At 29.0% G+C, this 16,115-nt stretch carries 21 protein-coding genes; all 21 read right to left on the bottom strand.

What is annotated here, in order from left to right; translation table 11 throughout:
* Window positions 1–65: 65 nt before the first annotated feature.
* Window positions 66–608, bottom strand: a complete 543-nt coding sequence (locus tag ACRDDY_RS19305) for a DUF2313 domain-containing protein (protein WP_266188487.1) — start codon at window positions 606–608, stop codon at window positions 66–68.
* The gene (locus ACRDDY_RS19310; protein WP_438566536.1) at window positions 598–1,689 is read right to left on the bottom strand and encodes a baseplate J/gp47 family protein; all 1,092 of its coding nucleotides are present in this window, start codon (window positions 1,687–1,689) and stop codon (window positions 598–600) included. The genes ACRDDY_RS19305 and ACRDDY_RS19310 overlap by 11 nt, the downstream gene beginning before the upstream one ends.
* Before the next feature lies 1 nt (window position 1,690).
* Window positions 1,691–2,128: a DUF2634 domain-containing protein gene (locus ACRDDY_RS19315; protein WP_438566537.1), complete on the bottom strand. Its 438-nt coding sequence runs from the start codon at window positions 2,126–2,128 to the stop codon at window positions 1,691–1,693.
* Window positions 2,125–2,553, bottom strand: coding sequence for a DUF2577 family protein (locus ACRDDY_RS19320; RefSeq protein ID WP_438566538.1), 429 nt, complete (start codon window positions 2,551–2,553; stop codon window positions 2,125–2,127). Before ACRDDY_RS19320 ends, ACRDDY_RS19315 begins: the two co-directional genes overlap by 4 nt.
* A complete protein-coding gene (locus ACRDDY_RS19325) occupies window positions 2,553–3,506 on the bottom strand; it encodes an XkdQ/YqbQ family protein (protein ID WP_438566539.1) in 954 nt (317 codons plus the stop codon). The genes ACRDDY_RS19320 and ACRDDY_RS19325 overlap by 1 nt, the downstream gene beginning before the upstream one ends.
* On the bottom strand, window positions 3,499–3,951 hold the full coding sequence (locus ACRDDY_RS19330) for a hypothetical protein (protein WP_438566540.1): 453 nt from the start codon (window positions 3,949–3,951) through the stop codon (window positions 3,499–3,501). Before ACRDDY_RS19330 ends, ACRDDY_RS19325 begins: the two co-directional genes overlap by 8 nt.
* 3 nt (window positions 3,952–3,954) lie before the next feature.
* Window positions 3,955–5,991 (bottom strand): hypothetical protein, encoded by a 2,037-nt coding sequence (locus ACRDDY_RS19335; protein ID WP_438566541.1) that lies wholly within the window; start codon window positions 5,989–5,991, stop codon window positions 3,955–3,957.
* A gap of 247 nt (window positions 5,992–6,238) precedes the next feature.
* Complete coding sequence (locus ACRDDY_RS19340) at window positions 6,239–6,691, bottom strand: hypothetical protein (protein ID WP_266188494.1); 453 nt, start codon at window positions 6,689–6,691, stop codon at window positions 6,239–6,241.
* Between the two features lie 51 nt (window positions 6,692–6,742).
* The gene (locus ACRDDY_RS19345; RefSeq protein WP_266188495.1) at window positions 6,743–7,150 is read right to left on the bottom strand and encodes a phage tail tube protein; all 408 of its coding nucleotides are present in this window, start codon (window positions 7,148–7,150) and stop codon (window positions 6,743–6,745) included.
* A 15-nt stretch (window positions 7,151–7,165) separates the two neighbouring features.
* Window positions 7,166–8,260 carry a phage tail sheath C-terminal domain-containing protein gene (locus tag ACRDDY_RS19350; protein WP_438566542.1) on the bottom strand — a complete coding sequence of 365 codons (1,095 nt, stop codon included), beginning with the start codon at window positions 8,258–8,260 and terminating at the stop codon, window positions 7,166–7,168.
* A complete protein-coding gene (locus ACRDDY_RS19355; protein ID WP_438566543.1) occupies window positions 8,247–8,696 on the bottom strand; it encodes a phage tail terminator family protein in 450 nt (149 codons plus the stop codon). Before ACRDDY_RS19355 ends, ACRDDY_RS19350 begins: the two co-directional genes overlap by 14 nt.
* A gap of 6 nt (window positions 8,697–8,702) precedes the next feature.
* Window positions 8,703–9,110, bottom strand: a complete 408-nt coding sequence (locus ACRDDY_RS19360; RefSeq protein WP_438566544.1) for an HK97 gp10 family phage protein — start codon at window positions 9,108–9,110, stop codon at window positions 8,703–8,705.
* Between the two features lie 4 nt (window positions 9,111–9,114).
* Window positions 9,115–9,438 (bottom strand): phage head closure protein, encoded by a 324-nt coding sequence (locus ACRDDY_RS19365; RefSeq protein ID WP_438566545.1) that lies wholly within the window; start codon window positions 9,436–9,438, stop codon window positions 9,115–9,117.
* Window positions 9,425–9,709 (bottom strand): head-tail connector protein, encoded by a 285-nt coding sequence (locus tag ACRDDY_RS19370; RefSeq protein ID WP_438566546.1) that lies wholly within the window; start codon window positions 9,707–9,709, stop codon window positions 9,425–9,427. The genes ACRDDY_RS19365 and ACRDDY_RS19370 overlap by 14 nt, the downstream gene beginning before the upstream one ends.
* An 11-nt stretch (window positions 9,710–9,720) precedes the next feature.
* Window positions 9,721–10,884, bottom strand: a complete 1,164-nt coding sequence (locus ACRDDY_RS19375; protein WP_438566547.1) for a phage major capsid protein — start codon at window positions 10,882–10,884, stop codon at window positions 9,721–9,723.
* Window positions 10,885–10,895: 11 nt separating this feature from the next.
* Entirely contained in the window at window positions 10,896–11,633 is a 738-nt protein-coding gene (locus ACRDDY_RS19380; RefSeq protein WP_266188502.1) for a head maturation protease, ClpP-related, read from the bottom strand.
* Window positions 11,634–12,887, bottom strand: a complete 1,254-nt coding sequence (locus ACRDDY_RS19385) for a phage portal protein (RefSeq protein ID WP_438566548.1) — start codon at window positions 12,885–12,887, stop codon at window positions 11,634–11,636.
* Window positions 12,888–14,597: a terminase large subunit gene (locus tag ACRDDY_RS19390; RefSeq protein WP_438566549.1), complete on the bottom strand. Its 1,710-nt coding sequence runs from the start codon at window positions 14,595–14,597 to the stop codon at window positions 12,888–12,890.
* Window positions 14,597–15,052, bottom strand: coding sequence for a P27 family phage terminase small subunit (locus ACRDDY_RS19395; protein WP_438566550.1), 456 nt, complete (start codon window positions 15,050–15,052; stop codon window positions 14,597–14,599). The genes ACRDDY_RS19390 and ACRDDY_RS19395 overlap by 1 nt, the downstream gene beginning before the upstream one ends.
* A 91-nt stretch (window positions 15,053–15,143) precedes the next feature.
* Window positions 15,144–15,575, bottom strand: coding sequence for a hypothetical protein (locus ACRDDY_RS19400; RefSeq protein ID WP_438566551.1), 432 nt, complete (start codon window positions 15,573–15,575; stop codon window positions 15,144–15,146).
* Window positions 15,568–16,115 (bottom strand): hypothetical protein (locus ACRDDY_RS19405; RefSeq protein ID WP_438566552.1); only part of this gene is annotated, 548 nt, incomplete at its 5' end. The genes ACRDDY_RS19405 and ACRDDY_RS19400, both read right to left, overlap by 8 nt.

The raw sequence follows: 16,115 nt of genomic DNA on the forward strand, positions 1-16,115 counted from the left end.
ATATCCGCTGAATCTTCATTTGGAATTGGTTTCGCTAAATTTAAATTTCCTGTATAATCTGGCATCTATATCCCTTCCTTTTTCATTACTTCTTCCCATGTATATTTTTTATAATACTCCCAATTTTTAGGAGGTAATAACCCCCATACTCTATATCTAAATGTATAGTTTATTGGTAAATGAGCTGGTTTTGCATTATCTATCGCTGCTTTTAAGGCATCTACATCACGAGGTATTCCAACGATTGAAATAAAAGTAATTTCTATAACAGCATTAGTAAACATTACAGCAACTTGCCCATTTCTCCATGAGTTAGCTATTGTTTGAAGTAACTGTAAATCACATTTTCCCGCTATTTTCCAATGACCTTCTATTTCTTCTCTTTTCTCTTCAATTGTTTTTCCCATGCATTTATAATCCATTTGATTTTCCATTATAGCTATTCCAATAGCTGACATGGTATCAAACCAGTACTCTTTTTCTATTTCATCAGCTTTAATTGAAATATTGTCTAATCTTTCTCCAGCAGTTCCTAATAAACTATTAATATAAGGATCTCCTCTAAAAACTTTATGTAAATTATTGATAATTTGAATTTTATGCGACATTTAAAGTCACACTCCCAAGAACTGCAACTTCTTTTATTCCTATATTTACATTTTCTTGTAATCCATTTATTGTAAAACTTGTCCACTCTTGAACTCCTTCTACATTTAAAATCCAACTTGATAAGATTGCATAAGAAACAGTATCTCTTTTAAATGCAATATTCTTTAAGTATTCTTTTATTTCTATCTCTATTAATGGTTTTAATTCATCTAAGTTATAACCATCTTTTAGTATTAATGTACTGTTTATATTTATTGCTTTAGCTGTTGCAGTACTTACTGTGCAATACGCTCCTATTGGTGCTTGACCAGCTCCCGTACCCCAAGTTTCATTATTATGTCCTTTAGGATCTACATATTCTTGAACTCTATTTATTAACTCCTCATTTGCTACAACTTTATTATCATCAATTATAACCATCTGAACAGTGTTATTTCCTTGCCATAATGGAAATACTCTTACATCACCTACTCCTACAACCTCTCTTCCCCATTGCATATAATGGTATTTGTTTCCTGATGTTGCAGGTTTTTGTATTTCTATCAGATACCTTTCTCTTAAAGAATCATCTGTTTCTTCATCATATCCATCTATCAGTTGAGTCTTATTCGTGACTTCCGAAATACCTTGAATTGTAATTGGAATAAGTGTTATTGAATTTGCTCCAACATTTCCATTTGCTCCTGGAATTTCAGCTTCTATGTTTACAGTTCCAATTGTACTTATAACAACTTCCTCTATTGCTTTATATCTATTTCCACTTTCTGTTTCAAAAATATCACCAACTTTAATAGTTCCATTTCCTTTTACAGTTAAAATTCCCTTAGCTTTATTTGCTTCTTTTCTTATTACACCTTTTCTTTGTTTTACAAATTTTGTTAGTTCTTCACCAGTTAAGTTATATATGTCTAATTTTTTAAAATATTCTTCTAGTTTTTTTTCAAACTTATAAGATTCAATAGCATATGTTCTTGTTAAATCTCTTGTAAAAGTTCCAACATCCTTTACATAATCATCTGGAATATTCCCTAACATTTCTTTTTCTATTTCATCTATAGTTGGTACTTTATATGTTGTCACTTTATATACTCACCTCACTTGTTAGAGTTTCTCCACTTTTTAATACAACTGTTACCTCTATATTTAAAGAATTAAATCCTGTTGATGATTTAATATTTTTAACTTCTTTTACTTCATCTTTTTTCTGAATTTTCTCTTTTATTTCTCTTTCTAATTCCATTACTCCAAAAGGAGTATTAAATATACTATGACCTCTTAAATTATATAAATCAGTCATTCCAAAACCAGTATCATCATAAACTCTATACTTGTTTGTTTCAGTTAATAACAATAGCTGAATCCATTGTTTAACTTGTTCTACTTCACTAGCTTCTTTAGTTTTTCCATCAACTATAACAACTTTTTTAGCTTTAAAATCAAAAAGAATCTCTTTCTTTCCTTTAGTTTCACTTACCTCTTTAACATCTATACTTTCATCAAAAACAGGAAATATACTCATGGTTTCACCTTCCTAAACTTTGAATCTATAAACCATTTTTGTCCTTTTTCTGTAGGAACAACTTTTACATAATCTCCAACTTTTAGAGTATCTGTATTTATAATTGTTCCAGTAGCTTTATATTTCCCTTTCCCTTCTATTGTTCCATGAGGATTTACTGCACCTAACGGGCATGTATTATTTGATGATGTTGTATTTATTGTTATCTCAGTTATTGTTCCTGTTATATCAAATTCCCTTGTATAATCATCATATAATCTATCATTCATATATAACATATGAGGGTATAAAGTTACTTGTCCATCTAAAATTGATATAGTTGTATCTGGAGGAGCTTTAATTACTTTTCCAATACATGGCTCAAATTCAACTGAAACATTCTCTCTTTCCTTCATCATTTTATTCATAATTCTCTTATAATCCATTAGCTCACCTCCAGCTCTAAACTACAAATGTGTTTACCCTTTGGAAAAGTATGAGTGCAACTTTTTATTAAAAACTCTTCTTTTAAACTAAATTCCTTAATTTCAACATCTAGTAATCTTCCAGCTCTAAGTTCATCATTTCCTAATACATCTAAGCTTGAAGTAGTCAGGACTTTATTTAGTTCTTTTAACTTTTGAGAAGCTATATTCCTAACTTTTGATATATCATCTTTATCTGGATCAACTTCAACTACCTCTTGAAGCATTCCATATTTTTGAATACTTTCTTTATCTTCTGCTTTTGCATAAATACTCTCATCCTCTGAATCATTTGACACAACAAGAACAACATTTTTCATATTTGATATACTTTCTGTAAGAGTAGGCATTCCAAATATATTATTAGTTACTTGTACTTTTATTTTTTTATGAGCTATCAAATTAAATGTAACTCCCTCAATCTCTAAAAGATATTTTTTTCCTGTTTCTTCAGTTACTATTTTCAAAATATCATCTATTATCTCAGCTACAGTATTATTTTTATAAATCTTATCAATTGATGTCGCTATTGGCTCTATTTTACCTATTTTAGCACCTATACTTTTCAATAGGCTTTCTATACAAGAAGAAGCATTTAAGCTATTAAATTGCTTTATAACTTTGTTTTTATTAAGATAAAAATAAAAATCAAAACATTTTATTTCTTTTGAAAATTTTAATGTATCTATATCTACAATGACTCCAGTAAATAGATTTTTCTCATTTTCAAACTTAACAATATCTCCAGTTTTTATTATTTCAGTTAAAGCATAATTTGAATCTATAAAGTTTCTAGGCATACTAAAATCAAATGTAGCTCCTAAAGTCTCTATACTTGTATTTAAAGAAATACTTCCTGCCATATTTGTTATGTCTGTTATAGTATCTCCTTGAATTAATTTTAATTTATGCACTATTCCCTCCATTCTTATTGGGATTTATATATTCTTGAACTGTAAGAGTATATTTTATATCACCATTATGTTTTTTACTGTATTTAAATTCTGTTATAATGCACTCCATATTTTCTTGGATTGACAAACTTGCAACTACAATTCTAAGTTTTTTATTTCTATGCCTTTCAAAGAAATCAACACAAAGTGGTGCTAGGGTGATACTCCCTAGCCAACCATAAAATTTAGAGGGAAAAAAACTCTCTATAGTTAATGTTTTTAGTCCTCTTTCTCCAACTAAAGTCAAAAATTTTCCACTTGTAGTTTCAAAAAGTTCAAAATCTAAAGGAGATTCAAATTCAACATCTGGAGGAACATATGGAAGTTTAAATATTTCTTTGTTATTGTCCACTGAAAAGTATATTTCCATACCTTTTAATATATAATTTGCTATACTTGAAATCATTTATTACCTCACCATATTTGATAGATTTGGATTTGTTATCTTTACAAATGCCTCTGCAACTTTATCTTTAAAATCGTTAAAACCATAAACATCACCTTTTACCACTATTGTGTATTGAGGAGCTGCATTTGACTTTGGAGAACTTTTTTCCTGACTATATTTTTTATTCTGTCCAAAATTAGGCTCTGCCTTTGTTGGAACTTTTAGATCTGGAATACTAACATTTCCAATTCCACTTGGAGTAGTTAATTTCACATCTTTAATATCTTCAACTTTACTTTTTGAATTTTTAGTTTCATCAATAGTTACATCTATTTCTTTATCCTTAAAACCAAATAAGTTTTTAACAAATCCTAGTGCCTTAGATGCAACTTCTTTTACTTTTTCAAAGTGTTGAATAAGTCCTAAAACTGCTGATACAACTAATCCTATTGGTCCTGTTAAAGCTGCAAATGCAAATCCAAAAGGTCCTAAAGAATCTAATAAATTTTTAATCCAAGCAAATAAACCTTTAAACATATTTATAACGGCATCTAAATGTTGCCATAAAGCATAACAAGCTGCTACAACTCCAGCTATGGCTAACACTACCCAACCTAATGGAGTCAATGCCAGTGTTCCATTCAATATTCCTACAACTATTGAAACTACTGTTATTACAGATTTTAATACTGCTAAAGCTTTTATAGTCAAATAAATGCTTGAAACAAATACTAATACTGTCTCTATTAATGCCCTATGTTCTTTTATAAACTTAAATAAATTTCCAAAGAATACAATCATACTTTCTACTGCTTTTGTAACTTTTTCTGCAATCCTATCTATAGTTCCATCCTCTTGCCATTTATTTAAAATCTCTACAACTCTTTCTATTTGCTGTTTTAATTTTTCATAAAGACTTCCTTGTCTAACTGTTCCCTCTTCTGTTATTCCCACTATTTTAGCTAGTGATGATTTTGTAACTCCTGTTACAGTTGACCATAATCCTTTTAAAGTTTTTGCTTGTTTTTCAGCTCCACCAGCAAACTTCTTTTGCATTTCAGCTTGTAAAATTGCTTCTAATTTAATTTGATCCTTTATCTGACCTCTTTTATTAAAAACAACATTTTTACCATATTTTTTAGCTGCTGCTTCCATCAATTGTTCTTTTTTTATTCCAAACTCTTTTAATCTTTCAAATTCTCCCATTACACCATCAGCCATAGCTTCTGTTGCTTGGTCAATTGATTTATTTGTTGCTCCAGCCATATCAGCTACATCTTTTAACCATCTTTCTGATGAAATACCATAAGCTTCCATTTTAGCGGTTGCTTCAACTACTTCACCAGTTTCAAAAGGAGTTGAGTTAGCAAATTTTATTGCTTTAGACATTAATTGTCCTGCTTTTTCTGTAGATTTGGTTGCTGTTTCTAGCTGCATTTTATAACCTTCAAGATTTATAGCTTCTCCAAATCCTTCTTTAACTGCAAATCCACTAATTATAGAAGCTACTGCTAAAGTTACTTGTGCTGCTCTTTTTATAAGAGTATCCATAGCACTTATCGCAGCTTTTCCCCACTCTTTAACTTTTCTTTTAGCTTCTTCCACCCTTTTATTAGTTTCAGATATAGATTGAGAATACTGTCTTACTTTATTTCTTGCTTGATTTAAGCGTTCACTATTACTTGTTATAGTTCTTTCATAATCAGTAATTACTTTTCTAGCTGTTTCAGTAGCTTTGGTATTAGCTTCCTGAGCAGTTTCTAAAGTTCTTAACTTACTTTTAGCTTCCTCAAGTTTTTTTGCATATGTTTCCATTTGCTTTTCTGAAAGCCCAGTAGTATTACTATATTTTTCTATCTCTGCTTTTGTTTTCTCAATTTGTTTTGAATTATTAGCATATGCTTTAGAAAGTCCTGCTATAGTAGCTTTAGAATGATTTATTCCTTTATTTGCATTTGCAATTGTTCCCTCATATTTTTTAACTTGTTCCTTTGCTTTTTCCAATTGACTACTAGCCATTGCTGTAGCTTTTGAAGCTGCTTTAAGAGGCTCAGACATCTTATCTCTTAATGTAAGTATTGTATTTATTACTTTATTACTTATTTTTACTCACCTCCTAAAGCTTTTAAAAATGCTTTCATTTTTTCAATGTCATAAAGTACTTTTTCTTCATTCATTTTTTCCATACTTCTTTGAAAAAATATTTGTTCTTCATAACTCAAATTTAATAAATAATCTAATTTATGTCCTTTATCAAGATAGTAAGAAATCCAGAATAATTCACCATATTCCTTACTATCTCCAATTAGTTTTTTATTTCTTCTTCAACCTTTTTTCTTGTTGCAGTTCCATCAAAAATATCACTTAATTCATTTGCTAAATCTTGAGTTTGATTATATCCAAATACCGCTGTAGGAATCTCATATGGAGTTATAGATTTGAATTTATCTCTAACCTCTTTAGCTTGTAGCATTGGACAACATAGATATACAAACTTTTGAGCTGCTTCTAAAAGTATTTTTAAATCTGCCTTTGTGCTTTCTTTAACTTGTTTATCTACAGAAGTACTTTTATCTTGAGTTACCTCAACACCTTTTGAAATTTCATTTAAATAATCTAAGATAACTCCTTCCCTAGGTCTAGCAAACTCAATCAACCCATAGTTTGGAACATCAATATGTGTTATCTTTACTTTTTTCTCCTCATTTTCAGCGAATTTATTTAAAAAATCTTCTAACTTTAATACTTGTTTTCCCATTCTCTCTCCTTTTGAATTTAAAGCTCCTACTAAATGAGGAGCTTTTTTATTTTATTGTTGTAACCACTCATGTGTTTCAGCTTGTCCTGATAATTCAATTTCTTGAACTTTACCTTTTTCAAAATCAATTAAAGTTTCTTCATCAAATGTAACTCCATCTAATTTAAGCCTTTTTGTCACTTTACCTGAAATATTTGTATTTGCAATAACTAAAGAAACGTCTTCCTCTTCATTAAAAGCATCTAATTCTTCTGTTCCTAAATATTTAAATGTTCCATTAAATTCAAGTGTTTCTCCTACTTTTACCCTTACTGTTCCATCACCAATAGGAGCTGGAATCTCTTCATATTTTGGTTTTCTTATAGCTTTTGCTTTAACTACAGTTAAAACCTCTTTTCCATTAATCCATAGATTGCCCTTATTTCCACTAAAGTAATCATTTTTCTTAGGATTTGCCATTTATTCCACCCTCCATTACATGAATATATCGAAGAAGAAATCTTCCATAATTCCACTTATCTTTATATTCCCTTTTAAAAATACTTTTGTTGCTACTGTCATTTTCATAGCATAGTTATCATCCCAAGCATTTACAGTTTCCTCTCCATACTTTGGATAATTTGCTAATCTTTGAGCTTCTATATCAACTAATGACCTATTATCAAAATTAGGATCTAATATTTTATCTCTAGCTAAAGATTTAAAATATCCATTTATCGCTGAAATTAAAAGCATTTGATTATCTAAAATATTTGGATATTTTCCTTTATAGCTAATATCCCAAGCGTTATAAATATCACAATAGATTAAATCCATTTTTTCAACAGTATTTATATGTGTCATTTCTTCAGTTACCCCTTCACCTAAAGTAACTAATGAATTTACTGCTCTTGAAACTTTTACTACTCCTTCATCATTAAAAAGTACATGTTCTCCATTTGAAATAGCTACTCCTAAATCTTCTGGTTCTGTTACACTAATAAATTTTAAAGGTTTTGCTATTCCAGACATCATCATGCTTAATCCTGCATAATAACCTAATAAATATGGTATTGCTTTATCTCCTGTAACTTCTCCTCTTTCATCAGGAAAAACTACTTTTTCATTAGTTTGATTTACAATATGCATATCATCTGGAGTTGTTCCTTTAAATATCATAGCTTTATATCTTTTTTTATTATTTTTATTTTCGCCTTTTACAAAGGTTGCTAAATCAGTATGATTTTTAGGAGTAGATGATAGTATTGCAATCCATGAGTTTCTTGGAATAATACCTTTTATTTTATTTAACAAATCAGCTAATACACCTTCTATTCCTAATTTAAAAACATATAATGCTAACGGTGTTCCTTCTAAAGCATCTTTTATATATTCAACATTTCCTGGAGTAAACTTAGCTTGTTCTTCACTTGTAAAGTCACTAATTGTTGTATATTTCTTTTTATTTTCTCCTTCAGTGCTATCCTCAAGAATTAAAGTAGCATAGCCTCTTTCTCCTCTTTTAATTGCACTTACACCCAAGCCTTTAAATGTTATATCAAGACTTGGTAATCCATTATTTGTTGACATCAATTCCCTCCTTAAACTCTAACTCTTCCATGTTGTACTCATATACTTTATTATATTGCTCTGCTATAAAGATATTAAAAGTACAATGTAGAACTTTATCAACTTCAAATACATTTACATCTTCAGATTCTGTTATTAAATCATCAGATATTTGAATCTCTCTATTTTCACTAAATGCTTCTGTTAAAATATCTCTCATCTTCAATAGATCTTCTTGATTTTTCTTTTGATGCTTTGGAAAATAAAGAATATCAAACTCAATTTTCTTTTCATCAAAATTATTTGCTAAATTATCCATATCTACATCCAACATTTCTACATAAAAACATGGTCTTTTAAATCCTTCTTCTATGTCAGATGAATTAACATCTACTTCTGGAGCATATTTTTCTAATTTAGCTACAATTCCAGCTTGTATATCTATAAACTTTGTCATATTCACCTACTTAAAACCAGTTTTCATAAGGATATCATCAATAAATTTTTCAGTATCTTTATAAAATTCATCTTCAAAATCTTTAGCTGCTGTTGTGAAAACATGTTTTCCTCTTTTAAATCCATGTTCTTTGCCTGTTCTATCTTTCTTTATATGCCCATATTCAATAAGATGAGCATGGGGAGCAGTTGAATATGCCCTAACTGCTAAATCCCCTTTAAAATCATAAACTTTACCTCTTTTGATACTTTTTAAATAATTTCCAGTATTTTCATTAACTCTAACTTTTGCAATATTTAAAGTTTTATTTTTTAATTTATTTCCACTTTTTCTTAGAAACTCTTTAGCATCTTTACCATTATTTATGCTATTTGCTAATTTTAACAAATCTTTTGATAATTGATTTAAACTCATACTATTACTCCGTTTTTAACTTTGCCATTAAGTCCATAAAGCCATTCTTTTTAAAATCTGGATAAATATATTCAATTTCATATATCAACCCTTTAAATTTGATATACTGCGATGTATCAATTTCAGTTTTTCTAATTCTAATTTTAAATCTAGTATTATTGGCTTCTGTATTTCCCTCTCCACTTATCATATTTCCAGATTGAAATTTTATTTCTGCCCATAATTTTTTAACTAATACATCTTCATAAGTTGTTCCAATTTTTCCAGCTACTTTTCTTTTAGCATAAACTTCTATTCGATTTTTTAATCTACTACTAAGGTTGGACATTATAATCACCATACTTTAATTTTGTATATAGGGACGATAATATATTATTTGGTTTAAACTCTAAATCCTGAGAACCTCTATTTTCATATCTATCAGTTATAATTATCAACTGTGCCAATTCATAAGTTTTTGTATCTCCACCAGAATCAAAAGTGACTCCAGTGGAATTTTCTATCTCTTCTTTACTAAATTCTATCAATGTCTCAATTAAAGAATCCTCGTACTCTTCATCTATCCTTAGATATTCTTTAGCTTTTGTTAAATCGACCATTTAATTTTCACCTATGCTCCTGCTGATAAATCTAGTTCTCCATAAACTACAGCATTTGTATCAAACTTTTTAACATCTAATCTTATAATTGCTCTTATATCAGTTCTATCATTAATAAATGATTCTCCACCTGTATTTGTAGCTAATAAAGATATTGCTTGTCTATCAAATAGAACTACTCCTTCCTTTAATGAACCTATAATTACAGGTGCTTTATTTAGTTTTGTTTTTAATATTCTATTTGATAAAACTATTACTGGTCTTCCAGAAAGTAATTTCTTTGTAGGATTTTTAGGATCTTTCTCTAAGATATAATTTCCTTGTGTGTCTTTTAATTTATTAAAATAGTTAAATGAATCTTGATTTAATATAACTGATGATAAAGAAGATATTGCTGGATCTAATTCTTTATCAAGTACATCCTTTATGTCATCTATTCCTGTTATTGCTTTTTTAGTAAATGTTTCTAATATTGAAATTATTAAAGTATTTTCTGTTGCTGTTGATTTTTTAGATAACCATTTATTTAAATATCCTCTTAATTTAGCACTTGCATCTGCTAGTAACTCATTTGGAACTGGTAAAATTCCACCATATTTTTTAACCTTATACTCCACTGGTTCAAATTGAGGATTAGCCGTATTTCCTATTGTTGTATTTTCTCCAATAGCATTAAATGAGGTATGCTCTGCATCTTTTTCTAAAACTCTTGAACCAGTTAATGTTGATACTGGTTCAACTGTTACAAAATCTCTTAATGATGTAAATTCTCTTTTTAATTCATTAATTTGTGTTTGTTGGTCTATTGGAATTAAATATCCACCATCAGCTTGACTTTCTGACCCTAAACTATTTCTAGCTTCTCTTAATATTTCAGCATCTTCTGCTGTTGGAGTACCTTTTAAAGCATTAAATAAAGCTTCTTCATATCTAGCACTTGTATTCTTAGGTTCTATTCCTCCAACTTTAACGATTTTTTCTCCATTTCTATTTTGAGGATTAACTTCATCTTCTGGTATTGCCTCTTCTAATGTTTTTAATTTTGCTTTAACTATTTGAATTTTATTGTTTATTTCATCAAATTGTTCTTTTGTTACTCCTTCTTTATCTAACATTTCTCTAGCTTGATTTTTAAGGTTAAAAAGTTCCTGCTGTAATTGTTGTTGTTTTGTCATCTATGACCTCCCTATAATTCTATTAAAAGTTTTAATTTTGCTTTTGCTATATCCATTTCGGAACTTCCGAAATTATCATTTTCTTTATTATTTTCTATTTGCTTTTGCTCCTGAGCTTTAGTTTTTAATTCTTTTGGAAGTTTATAATTTTTATATATTTCTCCTTCTAAACAAGCTTTGGTATTGTTGCCTTCTCCTAAAGTTAAATTAAAGTATTCTTGAGCCTCTTTTCCATTAAACCAACTTTCTGCTTTCATAAGTTCTAAAAACTTTTCTTCAGTTACTCCCTCTTTAGCTTTTGACATGTACGCATTTGCTATTGTTGAATCTAATCTTTCATATAAAGTAGCTCTTTCTCTTAAGTCATCAGCGTTTCCTATTGCTAATCCCCAAGCTTTATGAATCATTAAATATGCATTTTCTGGTATTATAATCTCATCTCCTGCCATAGCTATTACAGATGCAATTGAAGCTGCATATCCTTCAATATAAACTTTTTTATATCCTTTGTGTCTAGCTAACATATTGTGAATTGCTAAACCAGCAAATACACTTCCTCCAGGAGAATTAATATAAATATCTAAATCTTTATCTTTTATTTCATCTAGTAATTCTTTTACATCTTTTGGTTCAATCTCATCATCACTCCACTTATTTGATGTAATCTCTCCAAATATAACCAACTCCGCTTTCGTGCTGTCTTTATTTTTTACTTCAATCTTTCCTTTTTCTAAATTTAATACTGACATCTACTCACCCCCTTTTTTATACTGTGTTCCTATATTCTCTAAATTAATTGTAGAGCCATTTCCTAATAAAGTATTTCCTCCTTCTATATATGGAAGATTTAAGTCTTCTCTAACTTCATTTGGTGTCATAGCAAAATTAGTTAAATATTTGCTATAAACTTCAGCTTGAGTTTTATTGTCCATTTTAAATAGCATCTTTTCATTTATCTCTAATCTATATCCCTCTCCTAACTCTCTTGGTGTTAATAATTTATATGTTAATTCTTGTTCATATGCTTTAAATAAAGGTTGCAAAGTATTAACATAGAAATCTACCTGTTGAGTTTCAGAATTGCTATATGACGATTTTGTATAATCATTTATTACATTTGGCTTTATTCCAAAAGCTGCTGCTAACTGTAACGCTGAGGTTCTATTATTTTCAAAGAATTGAGCATCTGCTAATTTCATATCTAGTAATTGAGCTTGCATTCCAAATGGCATTGGTATAAATTTTCCAGAACCTTGAGCTTTAGCAAAGCTTTCTATTTTTTTTGCAAGCTTTTCTTCAGCTGCTTTGTTTAATTCTCCTGTATATTGAACTAAAACTTTAGATCCGAACATATTATTTTTATATAGCTTGTTTAAGAATCCAATTGAATTTTTACCACTACTTATTTGAGTTTTTAATATATCTTTTATTGGAGCTCCTGATAATCCATCAAAACTTATATGTGTTTTTAGATGAATAATTTCATCCATTTCAAAGGTATATTTCTTACCGTTTCTTTGGTCTGTCCAAACATACCATACTGCATTTAAACTCCCTAAAATACCTCTATTATCAATCCAAATTTCCATTTGATCACTAGGTAACAACCATAAATATCTAGGAAATCCATTCTTATCTGCTTCTATATAAATATATGAATTTCCATAATGCAATTTATTAAGCTCTACTGTTCCCCAAAATGTTGTAGCTGTCATATAAGGATTTGGTCTAATATTTAAGAGGTTATCTATTTTGGAATCTAAAACTCTTTCTTTACCTTTTTTCTCAGTTAGAACTCTTTTTTCCCAAGGCATTTTAGCCATTGTTTCTGATAAATGTTTTAAACATATAAAATAGATTGTTTCTGATAGATCACTTGATTGCTCTATATTTTCTACATCAATTCCTGTAAGTCCTAAAAATTCTCCAATCTCTTTAAGAGAATATCCATCTTTTTTCCTATCTATTTTTATAATATTTTTAATTTTATCTACTATTTTCAATTATTCACCTCCTCCATACAATCTATCTAAATATTCATCAGAAGCATATTTATTCATATCTAATTCAAATTCATGGTACATTGCTAATTTAAACCCACATAATAAAGCATCTATTGGGTCAATTCTTCTAATCGATGCATCTTTATCTATTTTTATTAAACCGTTATTCTGCCTTATTACTGTATTACCCATTGCATAATTTAATAATGGATTTGGTAGATAATAAACGTTCTCAGAATAAACTTGTTCTCTAAATCCTGCAGTACTTTCATTTAAAGACTTATGAGATTGATAAACTTCCGTTACTTCATAACCTTGATTTTCTAAGTCCATCATCAATTTAGAAGCATTAGCTGGGTCAAAACAAAGATGCCTTATATTCCATTTATTTTCTTCACAAACTCTTAGTACATAATTCATAACTTGTTCTTGATCTACTATTGGAGTATTAGTCACTGTTAGAAATCCTCTCTCCTCCCAGCTATCATAAGGAACTTTATCTATTAATTTTCTTTCCATTAATTTATCTCTATTGGGAATAAATGAATGACTAAATACTACATATTTTGTAACTTCATCAATCATTATAGGAATTATAAAAGCCACACTAGTTAAATCTATTTTGGCTGACATATCAAATCCTACATAAACAGGTCTATTCAAAATATCAAATGGCAACTTTTTAACTTCACATCTTTTCCATTTCTCCATATCCATATAACCTAAGTCTTTAGCTTGAACCCAAATATTTAATATTTTTGTTTTAAACGAAATCATCTTTTCAGGTATGCTTTTTGCTACTTCATAATCAGAAGCTATTTTATCTATACCTTCTTTATAAGTTGCTCTTAATGGATTAGCTTTCTTCCAAGTTCTTATATCACCGATATCATCATCTTTATCTGCTTCACAAATATCTACAAAATACTCAACATTATCTATATCCATATCTGGATTTAATAATTCTGAGCAATACTTATATTCTTCTGTATAGCATGGGACATTTAAATCAACTCCTGCTGTTGTTATTATTAGCAATAATGATTCTTTAGAGTTACTTCCTAATGCTAAATCATAAAACTCTGTTGTTGTATGTTGATGGTATTCATCTAAAACTAAAGCAGCTGGATTTGTTCCATCTCCTGTTTTTCCATCTTGTTTAGATAATGGTTTTAAAAATGAAGTTGTTTTTATATGAACAATTTTATCTCTTGTTAATTTAAACTTTGGTGATAATGGACTCCCTATAAGCATGTTTTGACACTCTGAAAATAATAATTTTGATTGTTCTCTCTTTGTTCCTGCACAAAAGGTTTCTGCTATTTCATTATTTCTAGTTGCTACTGTAGAAATTTCATAAAGCATACATCCTGCTTGCATCTGAGTTTTTGCATTTTTTCTTCCAACCTCTATAAAAGCCTTTTTGAATCTTCTATACCCATTTTCTCTTTTCCAAGCATATATTTGACAAACTATAAATTTTTGCCAAACAGTTAATTCTATTGGAGTTCCTGCTAAAATACCTTTTGAGTGCCTAAGATATGTAAACCATTTAACAATTCTTTGAGCTTCTATTTCATCCCAAATAAATTGATTCTCTTCAATATCTTTTAAAAAACGCTTACAAGCCCAAATATGCTTTTGTCCACTTGGTATTATGCCTTCTATACACTCTCTTGAATATTTTATAAGTTCTTCTTTAATGCTCATTAAATATCTCCAAATTCTTTATTTAATTTTTCATCTGATGTTGTTTTTATTCCACTTCCAACTTTTAACCTAGATTCCATTGTTAATCCTAATAATGCTCCATACCTTTTCATCTCGTCAGAATATTTTAATTCTAAATTTACTAGTGGATTTACATCTTCAACAATCATCACATCTGTTTTTAAATTTTTTACAATTGAGGTATATCTAGCAAAGGCATTACAATAAGCTCCTAAGTTGTTATAATCTAAATTACTTATCATAGATTTTTTATTAAATTGTTCTACCAACCTAATCCATTCAATAACTGCAATTTCATTCACTAACCATTCTGGTGGATTTTCTAATTGATCGTTTCCTACAAATACCAATTCTTCTTCTAACTGTTTTATTTTTTTCTCTTCTTGAGTTAAATGTTTTGTTTGTGCTTCAAGTGGTTTTCTTATTTTCCACACCTCCTTTTACAAAGTCTAAATTTTTTCTCAAAGGGAAATTTGTGAAAAGAAAGGGAGGGATGCGGTGATAAGGCATTTCCTGAAAACTTTCTCATATACCCCTCCCCCCATACTCAAGATCATATACTTGAATAAATTCTTTTATTTGCTTTATTGTCTCCAGCTTATTCAGTTCATAAAGTTTATGAATCTCTCTATGAGCTTCATCACTCACATATACTAAGTTTGATAATAACAAAGCTTTTGTTTTATCTTGGGATACTGGAACAATATGATGAGCTGTTGTACCTTTCTTAACTTTCTTATGCTTATATAAACTCCATAAACATAAACCAGAATATTTATTTTTACAGCTTTCCCTTAATACTTTCCAGGTTTTGCTATTATAAAATTCACTATTTTCTCTTTGACATTTATCATAAACTTTATTAGATTCAGATCTAATTTTTTCATTACATCCATTAGGACATTTCTTTAGATTGTATGAATATACTTTTCTACATCTAGGACATATTCTATTCATCTACAACAACTCCATAAGCTTTTGCTTTCCTTTCTTTTGTTTTTAATTTTATCTTCTTGAGTTTTAAATCTACTGAATCAGCATCTAACTTTACTTCCCTCTCTTTTTCTCCAGCTAATACTTCACTTTTATATGCCTCATATCTAGCTAATCTTAATTTATAATCTATTTCCTCTTGAGGACTCATTATTGAATATAACTCTTTAGCAAATTGATAATTTTCTCTATGAGAAGATATTCTAGTCTTCAAAGCAGTTTCTGCATCTTTGTTTGTTGGTCTTTGCTTTTTTCTTTCCAATTCAATTTGATAAGCTAAGGTTGCTTTATGTAAGTTTCTATAATGATTAACTATCTCTTCTCTCTCAGCTATATGACTCTCTATATCTTTTTCTACTTCTTTGATATAAAGTATTGAGGCATTGATACCCTTTTCCCATTTCTCTTTACTAGATAAATTTCTTAATGTGCCATAAGATAATTTATATTCATAAGCCAATTCTTTTAAATCTTCTCCATACTCAAATCTTTTTCTTATTTCTT

Origin of the sequence: Clostridium sp., assembly GCF_051656525.1 — a bacterium.
Classification (GTDB): Bacteria; Bacillota; Clostridia; order Clostridiales; family Clostridiaceae; genus Clostridium.